Annotated in this window: 16 protein-coding genes and 1 tRNA gene; 10 read left to right on the top strand and 7 right to left on the bottom strand. The window is 60.9% G+C overall.

Features of this window, described 5'->3' with window-relative positions; genetic code table 11:
- Positions 1-171 precede the first annotated feature (171 nt).
- A complete protein-coding gene (locus INR99_RS05875; RefSeq protein ID WP_194115386.1) occupies positions 172-312 on the bottom strand; it encodes a hypothetical protein in 141 nt (46 codons plus the stop codon).
- Positions 313-427: 115 nt separating this feature from the next.
- On the opposite strand from INR99_RS05875, the gene INR99_RS05870 reads away from it, so the two are divergent.
- On the top strand, positions 428-643 hold the full coding sequence (locus INR99_RS05870) for a hypothetical protein (protein WP_194115385.1): 216 nt from the start codon (positions 428-430) through the stop codon (positions 641-643).
- Here the strand turns inward: INR99_RS05870 and INR99_RS05865 are convergent.
- From INR99_RS05865 to INR99_RS05850, 4 genes are all read right to left on the bottom strand, one after another.
- Positions 603-693: transfer RNA gene (locus tag INR99_RS05865), tRNA-Ser, on the bottom strand. The two genes, INR99_RS05870 and INR99_RS05865, sit on opposite strands and share 41 nt — an antisense overlap.
- A gap of 100 nt (positions 694-793) precedes the next feature.
- A complete protein-coding gene (gene aspS, locus INR99_RS05860; protein WP_194115384.1) occupies positions 794-2,593 on the bottom strand; it encodes an aspartate--tRNA ligase in 1,800 nt (599 codons plus the stop codon).
- A gap of 36 nt (positions 2,594-2,629) precedes the next feature.
- Entirely contained in the window at positions 2,630-3,355 is a 726-nt protein-coding gene (locus tag INR99_RS05855) for a DUF502 domain-containing protein (protein ID WP_228098098.1), read from the bottom strand.
- 22 nt (positions 3,356-3,377) lie between these two features.
- Entirely contained in the window at positions 3,378-3,632 is a 255-nt protein-coding gene (locus INR99_RS05850) for an FmdB family zinc ribbon protein (protein ID WP_194115383.1), read from the bottom strand.
- A 144-nt stretch (positions 3,633-3,776) separates the two neighbouring features.
- Here INR99_RS05850 and cobU point away from each other — a divergent pair, with 144 nt between their 5' ends.
- The 4 genes from cobU (at position 3,777) to INR99_RS05830 (ending at position 9,012) form a co-directional block, all read left to right on the top strand.
- The gene (gene cobU / locus INR99_RS05845) at positions 3,777-4,334 is read left to right on the top strand and encodes a bifunctional adenosylcobinamide kinase/adenosylcobinamide-phosphate guanylyltransferase (RefSeq protein WP_194115382.1); all 558 of its coding nucleotides are present in this window, start codon (positions 3,777-3,779) and stop codon (positions 4,332-4,334) included.
- Positions 4,335-4,503: 169 nt separating this feature from the next.
- On the top strand, positions 4,504-5,760 hold the full coding sequence (locus INR99_RS05840; protein ID WP_194115381.1) for a M23 family metallopeptidase: 1,257 nt from the start codon (positions 4,504-4,506) through the stop codon (positions 5,758-5,760).
- A gap of 118 nt (positions 5,761-5,878) precedes the next feature.
- The gene (locus tag INR99_RS05835; protein ID WP_194115380.1) at positions 5,879-6,976 is read left to right on the top strand and encodes an anhydro-N-acetylmuramic acid kinase; all 1,098 of its coding nucleotides are present in this window, start codon (positions 5,879-5,881) and stop codon (positions 6,974-6,976) included.
- Positions 6,977-7,125: 149 nt separating this feature from the next.
- Entirely contained in the window at positions 7,126-9,012 is a 1,887-nt protein-coding gene (locus tag INR99_RS05830) for an MFS transporter (RefSeq protein ID WP_194115379.1), read from the top strand.
- A gap of 87 nt (positions 9,013-9,099) precedes the next feature.
- On the opposite strand, the gene rlmB is transcribed toward INR99_RS05830, so the two are convergent.
- Positions 9,100-9,843: a 23S rRNA (guanosine(2251)-2'-O)-methyltransferase RlmB gene (gene rlmB, locus INR99_RS05825; protein ID WP_194115378.1), complete on the bottom strand. Its 744-nt coding sequence runs from the start codon at positions 9,841-9,843 to the stop codon at positions 9,100-9,102.
- Between the two features lie 14 nt (positions 9,844-9,857).
- Positions 9,858-12,725 carry a putative bifunctional diguanylate cyclase/phosphodiesterase gene (locus INR99_RS05820; RefSeq protein WP_194115377.1) on the bottom strand — a complete coding sequence of 956 codons (2,868 nt, stop codon included), beginning with the start codon at positions 12,723-12,725 and terminating at the stop codon, positions 9,858-9,860.
- A 137-nt stretch (positions 12,726-12,862) separates the two neighbouring features.
- Here INR99_RS05820 and mfd point away from each other — a divergent pair, with 137 nt between their 5' ends.
- The 5 genes from mfd (at position 12,863) to INR99_RS05795 (ending at position 19,740) form a co-directional block, all read left to right on the top strand.
- Positions 12,863-16,276, top strand: coding sequence for a transcription-repair coupling factor (mfd, locus tag INR99_RS05815; protein ID WP_194115376.1), 3,414 nt, complete (start codon positions 12,863-12,865; stop codon positions 16,274-16,276).
- Positions 16,277-16,487: 211 nt separating this feature from the next.
- Complete coding sequence (gene sstT / locus INR99_RS05810; RefSeq protein ID WP_194115375.1) at positions 16,488-17,747, top strand: serine/threonine transporter SstT; 1,260 nt, start codon at positions 16,488-16,490, stop codon at positions 17,745-17,747.
- 141 nt (positions 17,748-17,888) lie between these two features.
- Complete coding sequence (locus INR99_RS05805; protein ID WP_194115374.1) at positions 17,889-18,863, top strand: gluconeogenesis factor YvcK family protein; 975 nt, start codon at positions 17,889-17,891, stop codon at positions 18,861-18,863.
- A gap of 89 nt (positions 18,864-18,952) precedes the next feature.
- Positions 18,953-19,345, top strand: a complete 393-nt coding sequence (locus tag INR99_RS05800; RefSeq protein WP_194115373.1) for a VOC family protein — start codon at positions 18,953-18,955, stop codon at positions 19,343-19,345.
- Positions 19,346-19,401: 56 nt separating this feature from the next.
- Entirely contained in the window at positions 19,402-19,740 is a 339-nt protein-coding gene (locus INR99_RS05795; protein ID WP_194115372.1) for a hypothetical protein, read from the top strand.
- Positions 19,741-19,762: the final 22 nt, after the last annotated feature.

The following is a 19,762-nucleotide window of genomic DNA, read 5'->3' as shown; positions in this document are numbered from 1 at the left end:
CCAGCGAAACCCAGCAGTCAGCAGCAATTTTGCACTTGTGCTGCAACTTTGCGGTACGGTCAACATCGTCAAACTGGCGAGAGTAGTTCCTTAACAAGAAGTATGGGTATATGCCTGTAGCCTTTCAATTTAAAAGGCTATAGGCATATACCCTTCCTCATCGGTGGCCAGCTACACCGGCTGCTCGCCGCCACCAGCCGCCTGGGCCAGGAAACCTTCGCCTTCGACCCGGCCGGCAACCTGCTTGATCCGCAAACAGCTGACCAGCGCCAGTACAACACCCGCGAGCGCGCCGAGCAGCAGCAGTTCCACAGCCAGCTCACCGGCAGCAACAAGCTGCTCGACAACCTGCTCAAGGACTACGACGCGCAGCTAGTCCCTGTGGGACGCCGGCAAGCACTTCGAATACGCCCCGCAGGAAGTCCCCTTGGGGGACGACGAGCACGGCAATCTGCGCGCGCGCATCGACAACGGCCGCACGCAGTGGTTCGAATGGGATCACTTCAACCGCCTGGCCGCCGCAGCCAAGCGCAACATGAATGGCATACCGATCACAGGAAAAACAAAAAGCCCTGAAAAATCAGGGCTTTTTTGGCGAATTCTGGCGGAGAGAGGGGGATTCGAACCCCCGATAGGCTATTAACCTATACACGCTTTCCAGGCGTGCGACTTAAACCACTCATCCATCTCTCCGCGACGGGAGGCAGAATATTAGCCGCATACAGCATAATTGGCAAGCCATTTCTGCTTGGCCATCCGATACAAAAAGCCCCGCAGATGCGGGGCTTTTTGATTAGGCCAGTTGCGGCGGGTTACGCAGCTTGATATGCAGCTCGCGCAATTGCTTCTCGTCGACCGCGTTGGGCGCATTGGTCAGCAGACACTGCGCACGCTGGGTCTTCGGGAAGGCGATCACGTCGCGGATCGACTCGGCGCCGGTCATCAGCGTCACCAGACGATCCAGACCGAAGGCCAGGCCGCCGTGCGGCGGTGCGCCAAACTTCAGGTTATCCAGCAGGAAGCCGAACTTGTTCTGCGCTTCTTCTTCACCGATACCCAGCGCGTCAAACACGGTGGACTGTACTTCGGCCGAGTGGATACGCACCGAGCCGCCGCCCATTTCCCAGCCGTTGAGCACCATGTCGTAGGCGCGCGCCTTGCAGGCACCCGGATTGGTCTTCAAGAGCTCGAGGTGCTCGACCTTCGGGCTGGTGAACGGGTGGTGGCAGGCATTCCAGCGCTTGCCGTCTTCGTCGTACTCGAACATCGGGAAGTCAACCACCCACAGCGGCTTCCACTCTTTCTTGAAGTAGCCGCCGGCTTCGCCGCGCTCGTGACCGATCTTGATGCGCAGTGCACCGATAGCCTCGTCGACGATCTTGCGCTTGTCGGCACCGAAGAAAATAATGTCACCGTTCTGCGCGCCGGTACGCTCGATGATGGTCTTCAGCGCATCCACCGACAGGAACTTCACAATCGGCGCAGCCAGACCGGAGCCTTCCTCGTTGGTGATGTTGGACACGTCATTGACCTTGATGTAGGCCAGCCCCTTGGCACCGTAAATGCCGACAAACTTGGTGTACTCGTCGATGACCGAGCGGCTGAATTCGGCACCACCCGGAATGCGCAGCCCCACCACGCGGCCGCCTTCCATATCGGCAGCGCCGCGGAAGACCTTGAATTCCTCGGTCTTCATTACGTCGGTGAGTTCGGTGAACTTCAGGTCCACACGCAGATCCGGCTTGTCGGAGCCGTAGTAGAACATCGCATCGTCAAAGGCCATGCGCGGGAACTTGCCGAGATCAACGCCGATGGCTTCCTTGAACACATGGCGCGCCATGTCTTCGGTAATGTCCATGATTTCTTCCTCGTTCAGGAACGAGGTTTCAATATCGATCTGGGTGAATTCGGGCTGGCGGTCAGCGCGCAGGTCTTCGTCGCGGAAACACTTGGTGATCTGGTAGTAGCGGTCAAAGCCGGCAACCATCAGCAACTGCTTGAACAGCTGCGGCGATTGCGGCAGCGCAAAGAACTGGCCGTCATGCACGCGGGACGGCACAAGGTAATCGCGCGCGCCTTCCGGGGTGGAACGGGTCAGCATCGGGGTTTCGATGTCGATAAAGCCGCGGCTGTCCAGGTAGTTGCGCACCAGCAGCGCCACCTTGTAGCGCAGCATCAGGTTTTTCTGCATTTGCGGGCGACGCAGATCGATCACGCGGTTGGTCAGACGCACGTTTTCGCTCAGATTTTCATCGTCGATCTGGAACGGCGGGGTTTCGGCCTTGTTCAGTACGATGATGTCCTTGGCCAGCACTTCGATCTGGCCGGAAATCATCTTGGAGTTGGTGGTGCCTTCCGGACGGGCACGGACAATGCCCTTGATTTCCAGCACATATTCGCTGCGCGAGGCATCGGCAGTGGCGAATGCGTCCGGGGTATCCGGATCAACGACGATCTGGACGATGCCTTCACGGTCACGCAGGTCGATGAAAATAACCCCGCCGTGGTCGCGGCGACGGTGGGCCCAGCCCTGCAGGGTCACGGTCTGGCCGAGATACTGCTCGTTGATCAGGCCACAATAGTTGGTACGCATTTGGCTATCAGTCCTTGTTGAATCACGTGTTTAGTATTACTGCTCGCCTGGCTGCGCGGCGGATTGCCCGTGCAGCAGCGCGGCAGAAGAATGAAGCTGGGGCGAGGCTGCCGGTGCTTCCGGCATGACGACCCCCATCGAAATCACATACTTCAGTGCCTGATCGACACTCATTGCCAGCGGCTTGATGTCCGCGCGCCGCACCATGACGAAATAGCCGGAGGTCGGATTGGGCGTCGTGGGGACGTACACCGATACGAGCTCTCCATCAAGCACCTCGCCAAGCTGTCTGGCCACCTCTCCGCCGGGCACACCGGTCAGGAAAGCCACGGTCCAGGCTCCCTGATGCGGAAACTGTACCAGCACGGCCTCGCGAAACGCATTCCCGGAATCGGAAAACAGGGTATCGGACACCTGCTTGACGCTGGAATAGATCGAATTGACGATCGGAATGCGCTTGAGCAACTCATCCCAGTAGCGCAACAGCCGGCGGCCAAGAAGATTGGTGGCCAGCACGCCGGTCAACAGCACCACCAGCACGGTTAGGATCACACCAAAGCCAGGTATATGGTCACGACCACCCAGAAACGGGACGTTCGGCCCCATACCCTGCAAAAGCCAGAAATCGGGCCGCAGGAACGACGGCAGCAGCGCCCCCAGTTGATCCATGGTGCTGATGATCAGATTCAGTACCCAGATCGTAATGGCCAGCGGCACCCAGATCAGCAGCCCGGCAATCACATATCTGCGCAGACTGATCATCCCGCTGGCCGGTTTCGGTGGCTCAATGGCAGGCACAGGCGCCCCCCGGGCAAGCCGGCGCAGCCGGTTCGGCCGCATTGCTGCTTGCCGAGCTGCCACCGCGGAAGTCGGTGGCATACCAGCCCGAGCCTTTCAGCTGGAATCCGGCAGCGGTGAGCTGTTTCTGGTATTCGGCCGCCTTGCAGGACGGGCAGACATTCAGCGGCGCATCGGCCATTTTCTGCAGGTGTTCGCCCTCATGGCCGCAGGCCGCGCAACGATAAGCATAGATCGGCATGATCGTGACCTCCGAAAACAAGAAAAACGCAAGATTATACCCGAATGCACGCGGCACAGCAGCCCGCAACCGCAGAGATCAGCACCGGCCGGCGGCTGCCTGTGCTCTAATTGCAACGCCGAATAATCTGAGAGGTAGCCCGCGATGAGTTTCTTTCCCGCACCGGCGAGTGTCGAGCTTGTTCTCGGTGGCGCTCGCAGCGGCAAGAGCAGCTATGCCCTCGCCTGCGCGCTGCGCCATGACCGGGATGTATGCTGGATTGCCACAGCCCAGGCCTGGGATGAGGAAATGGCCAGCCGAATCCGGCGGCACCAATCCGAGCGTCCTGCGCACTGGCACACCATCGAGGCACCGCTGGCTCTGGCCGAAGCCATCCGGACCGCAGCCGTGACATCCAGCCTGATTGTGGTCGATTGCCTGACGCTGTGGTTGAGCAATTGCCTGCTGGACAACGACAAGCTGTGCCTGGCCCGCGAACAGGATGCACTGGCAGAGGTACTGGCCAGCCATGCGGGCCGGCTACTACTGGTCAGCAACGAGGTTGGAAGCGGCATTGTTCCGGATAACGCGCTGGCGCGCCAATTCCGTGACGCCGCCGGCCATCTGCACCAGCGACTGGCGCAACTGGTTCCTGACGTCACCATCCTCCAGGCTGGGCTACCCTTCCCGTTAAAACGCGCCGGACAAGCCTGCTGGCAATAAGTTCAAGCGTAAGAATTCGCAAGCCACTGTTGGGAAAGGGAAATTCGCACTTCGCAATTTTCTTGCTAGGCTGCGCCCGTTTGCAGCTTTTGCCATTACGGCCTTGAAACAATGCCGCCTTCAGATCCCATCCAGTCCGCCCCCCCCTGGGGCAACACCTGCACCGCTGTTGCGCAGAACCCTGATCGCTGCCGCCTCGCTGGCCTCGCTGGTTACCCTCAGCGCATACGGCGTCGCCGAACTGGCTCCAATCGAGAAACCGCAGCAACAAACAATACGCACCGAGCTCGAACTGCCTGAGCTGCAACAGCGCGGCCAGACAGCCTCACCCGCGCGCATCCAGGAAACCGTGCTGCGCCGCGGTGACACACTGGCCGCCGCACTGCACCGCATTGGCGCCAATACCCCGGACCTGCTGCGCACCATCCGCGCCGAGCGCAGCACCCGCGACTTGCTCGAGCTGGCCCCCGGACGCATCCTCAGCGCCGAATTTGCCGATGATGGCGAACTGCATGCCATTCGTTATCTCAATACGGGCGGAACACTGCTGGAAGTGCGCCAGATTGGCGGCCAGTGGCAAAGCAGCCAGCAAACACCTCCACCGCTCATCGGCCAGCAGCATATGAACGGGCTGATTTCCAAGGACTTTTCCAGCGACTTCGCAGCGCTCGGGCTTTCCGCCGTAAACATTCGTCAGCTTGAAGAAATCCGCAGCAATCCGCTTCTTGGCCAAACCAGCCAGCCCGGCAGCCGCTTTATCGCCATTACCGAACAGGCCAGTATCGCCGGCGAACGCTACGGCGAACGTCAACTGCGCGCGTTGCGTCTACAGCGCGGGGATACGGTACGGGACATCTACTGGTTCGACGGCAAGCCCTATCTTGCCGGCGGCGAACCTCTGCTGCCAGCGCTACTGGCAACTCCGGCCGAGGACGGCAGCGTGAGTTCCAGTTTTGCCATGCGCATCCACCCGATTCTGGGCGTCTGGATGCAGCACAAGGGCACCGACTTTGCCGCAGCGGCCGGCAAGCAGATTTTCAGCGCCGGCGATGGCATTGTTCTGCGCACCGGGGTAGATGGCGGTTACGGGATTTTTGTCGAAATCGATCACGGCAAGGGCATCACCACATTGTATGGGCATATGCAGGCCACCACGGACACGCTGAAAGCCGGCCAGCGCTTGCGCCAGGGGGATGTCATCGGTTTTGTCGGCTCGACCGGCCGCTCGACCGGCCCGCATCTGCACTATGAAATCCGCCGCAATGGCGAAGCCCTGCCCCCGGAAATTTTGCAGCTCCCACCAGCGACTCGGCTGGCTGGCAGCAACCTGGAGCGTTTCAGTGCACAATTGCCGGCACTCCGGCAGCAGCTCGCAACACTTGCGGGCTACACGACGCTGGCACGGCTGACACCGGAATTCGAGTAAACTCGCGCACGGCAGCGCCTGCACTTTCGGCTCGGCCGATGGGTATACCAGCCATCGCAGCCGCAAGCAGGCCGCCGACTCAACCCCGTGGCGCAGATGCCACCCGCGCGGAGCAGACATGGCAGCAACGGATCTTTTCATTGGCCTGATGAGCGGCACCAGCCTGGACGGTATCGATGGCGTGCTACTGGACTGGTCTGGAAGCCAACCGGCGATCATTGCTGCCCACGCACGGCCGATGCCCGCCAGCTTGCGGACACAATTGCTGGCGCTGCAATCGAGCCAGCCCGATGAATTGCACAGCGCCTCGCTCGCAGGCAACGCACTGAGCCACGAATATGCGGAGGTGGTCAGTGCCTTGCTCGCCCGCGCCGGCGTGCCCGCCGCGCAGATCCGTGCCATCGGCAACCACGGCCAGACCATCCGGCATCGTCCGGAGTGCGGCTACACGCTGCAACTCGGAAATCACGCCCTGCTCGCCGAACTCACCGGCATCACCGTCATCGGCGATTTCCGCAGCCGGGATATCGCCGCAAAAGGCCAGGGAGCACCTCTGGTGCCGGCCTTCCATCAGGCCGTGTTCGCTTGCCCCGGCATTGACCGGGCCGTGGTGAATATCGGCGGGTTTGCCAATGTCAGCTGGCTGGCTGCCGATGGAACGGTCAGCGGTTGGGATACTGGCCCGGGTAATGTGCTGATGGACCTTTGGGTTCAAGAATCCCAAGGGCATACCCATGATGAAAATGGGCAGTGGGCCGCCAGCGGCCAGGTTGATGCGGCAATGCTGGATGCGCTGCTCGCCGATACCTATTTCCTGCAGCCGCCGCCCAAAAGCACTGGTCGCGATTATTTCCACCGCGGTTGGCTTGGCGCCCATCTGCAGCGCCATCCACTGCCTGCGGCTGACGTGCAGGCAACGCTCTGCCGCTTTACCGCCCGCAGCATCGCCCGCGAAATCAGCCGCAAGGGCCGCCCGGAAACGGTCTATATCTGCGGCGGCGGGGCGTTCAATGCCCGCTTGCTCGCTGACCTGGCTGCGGAACTGCCCGCCAGCCGGATCCTCACCACAGCAGCACTGGGCATCGCGCCACAGTGGGTCGAAGCCACGGCCTTTGCTTGGCTGGCTGCACGCTGCCTCGCGGGCCAGAGCGGCAACCTGCCAGCCGTAACCGGAGCACATGGTCCACGCGTTCTGGGCGCCATCTGGCCTGGCTAGCCGAGCAGCCGGGACTTACGCCGGGGAGTGCCGCATTTTGTGCACCGTGACGGCTCAGAGGCTGCCCGTTTTGCACCTGCCGCGATCGATCGCTTCAGGATTGGGCGGATTCGGCTAGACTAGCGCCATCGCCCTGCCCGAGTCCTTCCATGCACCAGCCGAACCAGTTCGACCTGTTCCGCACCCGCCGGTTTCTGCCTCTGTTTGTCACCCAGTTTCTTGGCGCCTTCAACGACAATCTGTTCAAGAATGCGCTACTGGTGCTGATCACCTTCCATGGACTCTCGGCGGCGGGCATGAGCGCCCAGACGCTGGTCAATGCCGCAGCAGGCATCTTCATCCTGCCCTTTTTCCTCTTTTCCACCTTTGCCGGGCAACTCGCCGAGAAATACGACAAAGCCAGCCTGGCGCGTGCCGTGAAACTGCTGGAAATCGCCATCATGGTCATGGCTGGCTTTGGCTTCCTGCTGCATCAGGCGGGGCTACTGATGAGCTGCCTGTTCCTGATGGGCGTGCACTCGGCCCTGTTCGGTCCGCTCAAATATTCCATCCTGCCGCAATACCTGAAAGAAGAAGAATTGCTGGGCGGAAACGGCATGATCGAAATGGGCACGTTTGTCGCCATCCTCCTGGGGCAGATCTCGGGCACCTTGCTGATCCAGCACCAGGCGTATGGTGAATACCTGATCGTGGCAGCCTGCCTGCTGGTCGCCATTTCGGGCTGGCTCGCCAGCCGCAAGATGCCCAGCGCCCCCCCCACCTCGCCGGAACTGCGGCTGAACTGGAATATTCTGGGCGAAACCTGGTTCATCATCCGGCACAGCGCCCGCAACAAGGCCGTGTTCAACAGCATTCTCGGCATTTCGTGGTTCTGGTTTTTCGGCGCAGTTTACCTGACGCAGTTGCCCGAACTGGCTCATAAGGTGCTGCACGGTGACCCAGGGGTCTATACGTTGCTGGTGACGCTGTTTTCGATCGGGGTAGGCAGCGGTTCGGCACTGTGCGAAAAGCTGTCCGGCCGCAAGGTGGAGATCGGGCTGGTCCCCCTGGGCTCGCTGGGATTGAGCATCTTCGGCATCGATCTGTATTTTGCGCTGCAAGGTATCGGGGCTCCGGCCCAGATTCACACCCCAGGCAGCTTCATCGCAGTGGCGTCACACTGGCGAATCATGGCCGATCTGCTGCTGATGGGGGTCGCCGGCGGCCTGTTCATCGTTCCACTGTATGCGCTGGTACAAACCCGCACCGAAAAGGAATTCACCTCGCGCGCCATTGCCGCCAACAACATCCTGAATTCGCTGTTCATGGTCGTGGCCGCCGGGATGAGCATTGCGGTTCTAAACGCCGGAGCCAGCATCGCCGAGCTGCTGCTGCTGGTCACCGTCCTCAATGTTGCCGTTGCCATCTACATCTACACGCTGATCCCGGAATTCATCCTGCGTTTTCTGGTCTGGCTGCTGGTCAATACCCTGTACCGCGTGCGTGAAGAGGGGCTGGACCACATTCCCGAACAGGGGCCGGCACTGCTGGTTTGCAATCATGTCAGCTATATGGATGCGCTGGTGATCGCCGGATCGATCCGCCGCCCGGTCCGTTTCGTGATGGATCACCGCATCTACCAGATGCCGCTTTTCAGCTTCATTTTCCGCACCGCCGGCGCAATCCGCATTGCGCCCGAGCGCGAAGATGCCGGTATCAAGGAAGAAGCGTTTGGCGAAATTGCCGCCGCGCTGCGCGCCGGCGAACTGGTCTGTCTGTTTCCCGAAGGCACGATTACCCGTAATGGCAAACTGTCACGCTTCCAGCCCGGCACCGACCGCATCCTGCGCGAAACACCCGTACCGGTCATCGCCATGGCGCTGCAGGGCTTGTGGGGCAGTTTTTTAAGCCGCAAGGATGGCCCGGCGATGCGCAAGTGGCCACGGCGTTTCCGTTCGCGCATTACCCTGCTCGCCGCGCCGGCACGCCCTCCCGAGCAGGCCAGCCGCCAGGTGCTGGAACAGCAAATTCGCGCACTGCTCGACGCGAAAAGCTAAAAAACAGGGTATCCCTTTGCAAGGCTTTCAGAAAAAAGCCTGCAACGAGATACCCCATCGGATATATCAGCCGAACATGCCAGCCGGTCAAGCAGACTGCATCTGGCGCTGCCGGCGGCTTTCGGCCAGCACGATACCGCTTGCCACCGAAACATTCAGGCTTTCCACGCTACCGAACATCGGAATCGATACCAGCACATCACACAGCTCGCGGGTCAACCGGCGCATGCCGTCCCCTTCCGCACCCAGCACCCAGGCCAGCGCACCGGTCTGGCTGAAATGGAACAGGTCGGTCGAGCCTTCGGCCGCCGTTCCGGCAATCCACACCCCCTGATCCTTCAGATCGCGCAATGTGCGGGCCAGATTGGTCACCATGATGTAGGGCAGTACCTCGGCAGCACCGCAGGCGACCTTGGAAACGGTAGCCGTCAGGCCCACCGACTTGTCCTTCGGCGCAATCACGGCGTGCGCGCCCATGGCATCGGCCACCCGCAGGCAAGCGCCCAGATTATGCGGATCGGTCACACCATCAAGAACCAGCAGCAGCGGCGGCTCGCGCAGGTCTTCCAGCACATCCTCCAGCGCCACATAACTGCGGCCGGCATCGATGACGGCCGCCACGCCTTGGTGGCGGGCATGCCCGGTCAGGCCGTCCAGGCGATCAGCCGGCGTTCCGTGAACCTTGCGTTTCTCGCGCTCGGCCAGTTGGAGAACTTCCTTCATCCGGGCATCCTGGCGATCGGTCGAGACATAGATTTCCAGTACGCTGTCCGGCATGCGGCGCAAACGCGCGAGCACGGCATGAAAGCCGTGAATGATCTTTTTCTGCATTAACGTATCCGATATCAGCAGGCCGCCGCCAGTTCCGTGGCGGCCGGTCGCTGCAAAAATGAAGGGAGAGTCGCAGGGCTCAGCGCCGGACTGAACAGGAAGCCCTGCGCCACCTGGCAACCAAGGTTGTTCAGGTAATCGGCCTGTTCATGCGACTCCACCCCTTCGGCAACCACAGTGAGACGCAATTTGCGGGCCATGGCCACAATTGCGGCGGTAATCGCCGCATTGTCGTCATCGTGTGGCAGGTTGGTAATGAACGAGCGGTCGATTTTAAGCGCATCCAGGGGGAAATTGCGCAAATTCGACAGTGAAGAGTACCCAGTGCCGAAATCGTCGATCGAAACTTTCACGCCCATGGCCCGCAATTCGCGCAGAATGAGTACCGCCTCATCGGGATTGGCCATGATCATGCTTTCGGTGATTTCCAGCTCCAGACAGGCCGGCGGAATGCAGGCATCCTGCAAGGCCTGACGGACCGTATCGACCAGTTTGTAGGGGACAAACTGGCGCGCGGACAGGTTCACCGCCACATGCGGAATCGCCACCCCCTGGTCGCGCCACTGCCGCATCTGGGCACAGGCCGTACGCAGAATCCATTCGCCCAGCACCACAATCAGGCCCGACTCTTCCGCCGCCGGAATGAACTCCACCGGGGAAACCTTGCCGCGCCGCGGCGAATCCCAGCGCAACAGAGCCTCGACACCGGTCAGCGTACGGGTAGCCAGATCATACTTGGGCTGGTAATAGAGCTGGAACTGCCGGTCACGCAAGGCCTGCCGCATTTCGCTGTCCAGTTTCAGCCGCTCGGAAACACGGTTATTGAGTTCGCTGGCATAAAACTGGAAGGTATTCTTGCCAAGCTCCTTGGCGCGATACATTGCAATATCAGCCGTGCGCAGCAAGCCCTGCGCATCGTCCGCATCCTGCGGATAAAGGCTGACACCGATACTACTGGTCAGATACAACTCATGGCCTTCGATACGGTAGGGACGCCCCATCTCGCTGACCAGCAAGTCCGCGATCGTGCTCAGTGCGGCATGGCTGGGAAAATCATCCAGCAGCACGGTGAATTCATCGCCACCCAGGCGTGCCACCAGATCATGCTCCTGCAGGCTAGCCTGCAGCCGCATCGCCACCTGCTGCAACAGGCTGTCGCCCAGCGCATGACCGAAGCTGTCATTCACCGCCTTGAAGCGATCCAGATCGATGAAGAGCAAGGCCAGCGCTTCCCGGCTGCGATCGCAACCGGCAATACGGCGCTGCAGCTGCTCCTGCAGGCCGGCCCGGTTGTATAACCCGGTGAGGGGATCATGCGTGGCAAGATACTGCAAACGCTGCTCGCTTTCCTTGCGGGCAGTAATGTCACTGAATACCCCGACACAGTGGGTCACGCGTCCATCGCTACCGGTTACCGCACTGATCGACAGCCAGGCCGGATAGTGATGCCCGGAACGATGACGGTCGCGCATTTCCCCCTGCCAGTGCCCGCCATCGCGCAGGATCTGCTGCAGCTCGGCGGTATCCGATTCGCCGGGAGCAAACATGCGCGAGCGTCGTCCGATCGCATCGCCGGCCTGATGCCCGGTAATCTGGGTGAATGCCGCATTGACCGCAATGATGATGCCACTGCCATCGGTAATCAGGATGCCCTCGCTGGCATTGTCGAATACCTTGGCCGTCAGGCGTGCCTGTTCGTCAGCCAGCAGTTGCTCGCTGATATCGGTAGCGGCAAAACCGAAGGCATACACATCCCCCTGGCTGTCGATCAGCGGGAAGCGGCTTCCCAGCAGTACGTGTTCGCCTCTTGCGCCATGCAGGCGCCACTCGAAGGCGGACAGCGACCAGTCCGGCATCGGCTCGGCACCGCTGAGCATAGCCTGAACGCCGGCCACGGGCGTACCGACCAGTACATCGACCTCCAGCCCCAGCAAGCCTGCAAACGCCCGATTGGCATAGGTAAAGCGCCCGGAAAGATCCTCGATGAAGATATAGGTCGGCACGTGATCCAGCAGGCGGGCCAGCTTTTGCTTCTCGGCCTTGAGTTCCCGCGCCATCCCCCGCTCGTCGCTACCCGAGGCAGCCAGCAGCAGGCCGGTTGCAGTCAGCGCATTGAGAAAGACCAGATCCCCCAGCAGCGCCCACTCGTCGGGCACCGGCTGGTAATACGCCCTCGACAGCAGCACGACCGAACAGGCGGCAAAGGACACCACCAGAAACCCGGGGTAATGACGATGCTGGGTCGCCCAGATCATCAGCGGGAAGAGCAGAAACAGGAGCGGCTGCATACTCTCGCCACCACGCGCCACCAGCACGCACACCAGCGCCGATAGAGCACTCAGCAGCAGCAACTCGCCAACTGACGACAGCCGCCAGCGCCGGCCAGCATAGCTGTGCAGCGAAGGCAGCAGCACCAGCAGCGAGAGACTGGCCAGCAACGCGTCGTTCAACGCACCGGGCAGCGCCTCGAAGATCGATTGCTCAGGCAGCCGCACGACCAGCGTATCGGCAAAGGCCAGCAGCAGGCTGCCAGCCAGCACGCCGCGCAGCAGCAGCCTGCGTACATCGGCAAGATGAAAAATCTGGAATCCCTGCGGCAGGCTGCGAACCAGCCACAGCGCCGTCAGCTGGTACAAGGCCGCCAGCGGCAGCGCCTGCAGGGGGGACAGACGGGCGAGGAAAAAGGCGAGCAGTGCAACACCAGTGAGCACACTGCACAGTACACGGCGCGATGTCTGAGCGGCGGCGGCCGCAGCCAGCAGCGCACCAAAGCTGCTCAGCGGGCCGATCAATCCGTCAAGCCAGTGCAATGCCACAAGCACCACCAGCAAAATGCCGAAGGTTCCCGCGCAGCGCAGCCGGTTCTGTACCGCCGCGATCATTATTTATTCCTCTCCCCATGGCCTGTATGACAGGCGGAAACATGATTAGCCAGATGGACTGAAAAATCAAATGCATCCGAAGGATGGCGGGCAGCTGCTGCTATACTTGCGGCCTTTGTGCATCACCCCTGCCCGCCATGAAATCCATTGCCCAGCTGAAATCCGGTGAACGTCTGCGCATTGCCCTGCCCCCGGGCTCGGCCGACGCCTTCGAACTGGCGACACTGAGCGCCCAGTCGCGCCCGCTGATCGTGCTGTGTTCACAGGCCCACGACGCGCAGCGATTGAAGGACGAACTGGCCTGGCTGCAGCCGGACAAGACCGTGGCACTGCTGCCCGACTGGGAAACCCTGCCCTACGATCATTTCAGTCCGCACCAGGAGCTGGTGTCCGAGCGGCTGGCTACGCTTTGGCAGCTGCGCAATAACCAGGTCGATATCCTGCTGGTATCAGTCCAGACAGCAATGGGCAAGCTGGCTCCCGTCGAATACATTACCGGGCATAGCTTTTTCATCCAGAAAGGCCAGAAACTCGACCCGGAAAAGCTCCGCGCGGACCTGATCTTCGCCGGCTATAGCCATGTCACGCAGGTGTATGGCCAGGGCGAGTTTTCGATCCGTGGCGGCCTGATCGACCTGTTTGCCATGGGCTCGACCCTGCCGTTCCGCATCGACCTCTTCGACGATGAAATCGAATCGATCCGCACCTTTGACGTCGACAGCCAGCGCAGCCTTTATCCAGTGCCGGAAATCCGACTGCTGCCCGCTCGCGAATTCCCAACTGACGACGCTGGCCGCAGCAAATTCCGGCAGCGCTTCAGGGAGGTCTTCGAGGGCGACCCGAGCAGGAGCCGGCTCTACAAGGACGTCAGCAACGGGCTGATTCCGGCCGGCATCGAATACTACCTGCCGCTGTTCTTCGACGGCGCAGCCACGCTTTACGATTACCTGCCAGCCAACGCGCTGCTGGTGCTGCACGGCGCCTTTCACGACGCGGCGGCGCAGTTCTGGCTGGACGTGCAGGAGCGCCACAAGCTTTCGGTAGCCGACCCCGACCGTCCGGTGCTCGCTCCGCGGGAACTCTTCCTGATGCCCGATGAGCTGGCCGCCGGCGCCAAGCACTGGCGCCGCATCGAACTGGGCAGCATTTCGGATGACGACAGCGCACCGGACTATCAGAGCTTGCCGACGCTGGATGTCGACCGCCGTGCTGAATCACCGCTCAACAAGCTGCAGAATTTCCTTGCCAGCCACAGCGGCCGCGTGGTGATCTGCGCCGAAAGTCTGGGCCGGCGCGAAACCATGGCGCAGTATCTTGCCGAATATGGCATCAGGGCCGTGCTCGCCGAAACCATGCAGCAGGTCGAGACCTTGCGCGATGCGGTGCTGCTGGTCGCCAGTCCGCTATTGAGTGGCTTTATCCGCAACGCGGATCGCGTAGCCTTTGTCACCGAGGCCAACCTGTACGCCAGCGCGGCCACCGGCCGCAGCCGCCGGCAGCAGAAACGCAGCAATTCCGACGCCATGCTGCGCGATCTGACCGAACTGAAGATCGGCGACGCGGTCGTGCACGAGGCTCACGGCATCGGCCGCTATCAGGGACTGATCAGCATGGATCTGGGCGATGGACCCACCGAGCTGCTGCTGCTGGAGTATTCCGGTGGCGACAAGCTCTACGTGCCGGTCAGCCAGTTGCATGTCATCAGCCGCTATTCCGGCGCCGCCGGTGATGCAGCACCGATCCACAAGCTGGGCAGCGGTTCGTGGGACAAGGCCAAGCGTCGCGCCGCCGAGCAGGTGCGCGATACGGCTGCCGAATTGCTGAATCTGTACGCCCGCCGCGCCGCGCGCGAGGGACATGCCTTCGAGTGGACACATCGCGATTACGAAGCGTTTGCCGCCGGGTTTGGCTTCGAGGAAACCGCCGATCAGGCCGCCGCCATCGAAGCGGTCCTCATCGACATGCGCATTGGCAAACCGATGGATCGTCTCGTCTGTGGTGACGTGGGCTTCGGCAAGACCGAGGTCGCGTTGCGCGCGGCCTTTGCCGCAGTGGCCGGCGGCAAGCAGGTCGCGGTATTGGTGCCGACCACCCTGCTCGCCGAGCAGCATTTCCAGACCTTCAGCGACCGTTTCGCCGACTGGCCGATCAAGATTGCCGAACTCAGCCGCTTCCGTACCGGCCGCGAAACCGCTGCGGCGATCAAGGGACTGGCAGAAGGTACGGTCGACATCGTCATCGGCACGCACAAGCTGGTGCAGCCGGACGTGGTGTTCAAAAATCTTGGCCTGGTCATCATCGACGAAGAGCACCGCTTCGGTGTGCGGCAGAAGGAACAATTGAAGGCGCTGCGCGCGAATGTCGATGTACTGACACTAACCGCCACGCCGATTCCGCGCACACTGGCGATGAGCCTGGAAGGCATCCGCGATTTTTCGGTGATTGCCACCGCGCCCTCCAAACGCCTGTCGGTGAAGACCTTCGTCGCCAAATACGGCGACGGCGTGATCCGCGAAGCGGTGCTGCGCGAGCTCAAGCGCGGTGGTCAGGTGTTCTTCCTGCATAACGAAGTCGACACCATCGACAACATGCGCGAAAAACTGGCCAGCCTCTTGCCGGAGGCGCGCATCGGCGTTGCTCACGGGCAAATGCGGGAACGTGAACTCGAACACGTAATGCGCGACTTTTCGGCACAGCGCTTCAATGTGCTGCTGTGCACGACGATCATCGAAACCGGTATCGACATTCCGAACGCCAACACCATCGTGATGAACCGCGCCGACAAGTTCGGCCTAGCACAATTGCACCAGATGCGCGGCCGCGTCGGCCGCAGCCACCACCAGGCCTACGCCTACCTGCTGGTTCCCGATGTGGAAGGCCTCTCGGGCGACGCGAAAAAGCGCCTGGAAGCGATCCAGCAGATGGAAGACTTGGGCTCCGGCTTCTATCTGGCGATGCACGATCTGGAAATCCGCGGCGCCGGCGAAGTCCTTGGCGATTCGCAATCGGGCGAAATGCAGGAAATCGGCTTTGCGCTTTACTCGCAGATGCTGAAAGAAGCGGTGAAGTCGCTCAAGGCCGGCCGCGAGCCGGACCTGAGCCAGCCACTGGGGGTAACAACCGAAATCAATCTGCACGCACCGGCGCTCTTGCCCGATGACTACTGCCCGGACGTGCACGAACGCCTGAGCCTCTACAAGCGCCTGGCCAATTGCGAATCGGCCGAGGAGCTGGACGATCTGACGCAGGAGCTGATCGATCGCTTCGGCCTCTTGCCCGACGCAGCGCGCGTGCTGCTCGATTGCCACAAGCTGCGCATGCTGGCCAAGCCGCTGGGCATCCAGAAGATCGACGCGGCCGATACGGCCATCGTGCTGACTTTCGCGCAGAACACCGTGATCGAGCCCTTCCGCATCATCCAGCTGGTGCAAAGCAAGAAGCACTACAAGATGCTGCCGCCCGACCGCCTGCGCATCGAGGGCAACTGGCCCGAGGCGGCACTGCGTACCGTACGCGTCAAGGAACTGCTGCACGAGCTGCAACAAAAATAGGGGTATAGGCCGATATGCCTTTGCATTAAAAGCATATCACCCCATACCCCTATATGCACTAAAACACCCTGACAGGCGGTTTGCGCCATGGCAAACCATGACGGCGGATTGGTGCTAGCCCCAATGGGCTGAGCGGCGGCGCCGTGGTCTGATGCTGACAGCAAGGCGCACACGACAAGCGCCCAATTGGATCATCTCATCAGGGAATGTCATGGACTTCAAAGCCCTCTTCACCCGTATCATGAACGGGAATATCGTGCTGCAGATCCTCTGCGGCATGGCCGCCGGCATCTTTCTGGCACTGGCCTGGCCGGAAGCCGGTAAAGCTGCCGCCATCCTGGGCAGCCTGTTTGTCAGCAGCCTGAAGGCCGTCGCGCCGGTGCTGGTCTTTCTGCTGGTCTGCTCCTCGCTGGCCGGCAAGAAGCAGGATTCGCAGACCAATATGCGCGCCATCGTGCTGCTGTACCTGCTGGGCACATTTGCCGCCGCCGTAGTCGGGGTACTGGCCAGCTTTCTCTTTCCGTCCAAGCTGCTGCTCGTCGCGGCAGCCGGCAGCACCAACCCGCCCGGCGGGATCGGTGAAGTGCTGAAGTCACTGGTCTTCCAGATCTTCAGCAACCCGGTAAAAGCCATCGCCGAGGGCAACTACATCGGCATTCTGGCCTGGGCCGTGGCGCTGGGCATTACCTTGCAACGCGCCGGTGACACCACCAAGGCACTGATGAACGATGTGGCCGAGGGCACGTCGAAAATCGTGCAGATCGTCATCCGCTTTGCACCGCTGGGCGTATTGGGTCTGGTGGCCGAATCGGTTGCGACCACCGGCTTTGCCTCGCTACTGAGCTACTCGCACCTGCTGCTGGTCCTGGTGGGCGCCATGCTGTTTGTGGCGCTGGTCGTCAATCCGCTGATCGTGTTCCTCACCATCCGCCGCAATCCTTACCCGCTGGTTTTCACCTGCCTGCGCGAAAGCGGCATTACTGCATTCTTTACCCGCAGCTCGGCCGCCAACATTCCGGTGAACATGAATCTGTGCCGCAAACTAGGGCTGCATGAAGATACCTATTCGGTATCGATCCCGCTGGGCGCCACCGTCAACATGGCCGGCGCTGCCATCACCATTTCGGTACTGAGCCTGGCCGCCGTACACACACTGGGCATTCCGGTCGACATTCCCACGGCGCTGCTGTTGAGTGTAGTCTCGACCATCGGTGCCTGCGGCGCGTCCGGTGTGGCGGGCGGCTCGCTGCTCTTGATCCCGCTGGCGTGCAGCCTGTTCGGCATGAGCAACGATCTGGCGATGCAGGTGGTTGCGGTCGGCTTCATCATCGGCGTGGTGCAGGATTCCGCCGAGACCGCACTGAACAGCTCGACCGATGTGCTGTTTACTGCTGCAGCCTGCATTGCCGCCGAGCAGGTCGACGAATCGGTTGACGATGACGAAGGCGAATTCGCCCGCGAAAGCGCGTGATTCACGGCTCAGTCAGAAAAGGGCTCCGCAAGGAGCCCTTTTTGCTGCGCGGGTGTTGCAAAAGGCGATCAGCCGGCAGGATTACCGCGCGCACCGGAGGCTGCAAGCCGTAAACTAGCCGTAAACACCGGAGAGCGTTTGATGTCGAAGCAATACCCCAAAGTAGTCGCCATCGGTGGCGGCACCGGCCTGTCCTCGCTGTTGCGCGGGCTGAAGCATTTTCCGCTGGAGCTGACTGCCATCGTTACGGTAGCGGACGATGGAGGCTCATCCGGGCGACTGCAGCGCGACTGGAATGTGCCGCCCCCCGGCGACATCCGCAATGTGCTGATGGCACTCTCGGAAGCCGAGGGCATCTACCGCGATCTGCTGGAATTCCGCTTCCGGTCCGAATCGGGCACGCATGCACTCGACGGGCATTCAATGGGCAATCTGTTGCTCACCGCGCTCTATTCGCTCACCCATGGCGATTTTCCCAAGGCAGTCGAACACATGGGCACGGTGCTGCGCATCAAGGGGCGCGTACTGCCGGTGTGTCCGCATGCCACCGTACTGCATGCCGAACTGGAAGATGGCCGCCTGGTGAGCAAGGAATCCGAAATCGCCAGCTTCGGCTCCAAAGTCTGCCGCGTATTCTACGATTCACCGGTTTCGGCCGAACCCCAGGCGATCGAGGCCATCTTTGCCGCCGATGTGATCGTGCTGGGGCCGGGCAGCCTCTACACCAGCGTGATGCCCAATTTGCTGGTCAAGGAAGTTGCCGCCGCCATCAACGCTAACACGCTGGCCGACAAGGTCTATGTGTGCAACATCATGACCGAGCATGGGGAAACGGACGGCATGAGTGCCAGCCAGCACCTGCAGGCAATTCTGGATCACGGCATCAAGCGGATCGACAAGATCATCGTCAACGACGAAAGCATCCCGCAGAATTTCCTTGACCGCTACCTGGCCGAAGCGGCCTTGCCGGTCGTGAACGATTACGAACAGCTGGATGCGCTGGGCGTCGAAACCATCCGCTCGCGCATTGTCGAGCTCGGCAAGGAAGGCGTGCGCCACGACGCCATCAAGACAGCAGCCAGCGTGTACAGCATTGCACTGCGACATCAGCAATAGTGGGTATATATCTAGAGTCTTTGATTTAATTCGTACACAAAGACATACCCTGAATTGTATCTAAACATTTAACAGCATCAGGCCATGTCATGATCGACCACACCGGCTTCACTGTCAGCGACCTTGCCCGCAGCAAGGATTTCTACCAGCAGACGCTGGCCACACTCGGCTACCGCATCCGCCTCGAATTCCCGCAGGCCATCGGCTTTGGCGACGACAACGCCGCCAGTGGCGATGACCCCGGCGGCGATTTCTGGATCAGCCAGGGCCCCCCTGCCACCCCGCGCACTCACATCGCCTTTCGCGCCCGCAGCGAAGCGGAAGTACAAGCCTTCCACGCCGCCGCGCTGGCGGCCGGCGGTTCGGACAACGGCGCCCCCGGCCTACGCCCGCACTACCACCCGCGCTACTACGCCGCCTTTGTGCTCGACCCCGACGGCTACAATATCGAGGCGGTGTTTCATGGGGGTATGGCGCCGTAGCAGTACGCATGCGCAAATCAAAATTTGCGCACCCGACTCGGCTATAAAATCTGAATATGAACATATACAAGAAATTTACTTCCTTCAGCCTGTACTGGCGGATTGTCTTGCTTTTTTTAGTCGTCGCGGCAAACGCAGCCATTGCCATTGAACTAGAACAACTTGGTCTTCAGCTTGCAGCAGACATATTCAAAATATCAACCGCAATATGGATGCTGGCTGCCGCTTTTGTCTTCTATGGCGGGCTACCAAATCACATACGCAACCTCTGGAAAGATGCAACCAATTACCATAAACGAATAAAAGCCCCCGAGCACAGCCGCACCCAGAAGCAGCAATCAGTAGCGGGATATAACCAATCCGCTGCGCACATACTTTTGGCGCCATATTCGTAGCGGGAACTAGGCCAGAAATTAG

Source organism: Chitinilyticum piscinae (genome assembly GCF_015223195.1).
GTDB lineage: Bacteria > Pseudomonadota > Gammaproteobacteria > Burkholderiales > Chitinibacteraceae > Chitinilyticum > Chitinilyticum piscinae.
The sequence above is the reverse complement of the archived record's forward strand: the minus strand, read 5'-3'. Positions and strand labels throughout refer to the sequence as shown.

Coding starts and splice junctions, on each gene's coding strand:
- aspS (WP_194115384.1), bottom strand. CDS start 2,593: ATGCGTACCAACTATTGTGGCCTGATCAACGAGCAGTATCTCGGCCAG.
- INR99_RS05855 (WP_228098098.1), bottom strand. CDS start 3,355: ATGATCAGTCTGCGCAGATATGTGATTGCCGGGCTGCTGATCTGGGTG.
- INR99_RS05850 (WP_194115383.1), bottom strand. CDS start 3,632: ATGCCGATCTATGCTTATCGTTGCGCGGCCTGCGGCCATGAGGGCGAA.
- cobU (WP_194115382.1), top strand. CDS start 3,777: ATGAGTTTCTTTCCCGCACCGGCGAGTGTCGAGCTTGTTCTCGGTGGC.
- INR99_RS05835 (WP_194115380.1), top strand. CDS start 5,879: ATGGCAGCAACGGATCTTTTCATTGGCCTGATGAGCGGCACCAGCCTG.
- INR99_RS05830 (WP_194115379.1), top strand. CDS start 7,126: ATGCACCAGCCGAACCAGTTCGACCTGTTCCGCACCCGCCGGTTTCTG.
- rlmB (WP_194115378.1), bottom strand. CDS start 9,843: ATGCAGAAAAAGATCATTCACGGCTTTCATGCCGTGCTCGCGCGTTTG.
- INR99_RS05820 (WP_194115377.1), bottom strand. CDS start 12,725: ATGATCGCGGCGGTACAGAACCGGCTGCGCTGCGCGGGAACCTTCGGC.
- mfd (WP_194115376.1), top strand. CDS start 12,863: ATGAAATCCATTGCCCAGCTGAAATCCGGTGAACGTCTGCGCATTGCC.
- sstT (WP_194115375.1), top strand. CDS start 16,488: ATGGACTTCAAAGCCCTCTTCACCCGTATCATGAACGGGAATATCGTG.
- INR99_RS05805 (WP_194115374.1), top strand. CDS start 17,889: ATGTCGAAGCAATACCCCAAAGTAGTCGCCATCGGTGGCGGCACCGGC.
- INR99_RS05800 (WP_194115373.1), top strand. CDS start 18,953: ATGATCGACCACACCGGCTTCACTGTCAGCGACCTTGCCCGCAGCAAG.
- INR99_RS05795 (WP_194115372.1), top strand. CDS start 19,402: ATGAACATATACAAGAAATTTACTTCCTTCAGCCTGTACTGGCGGATT.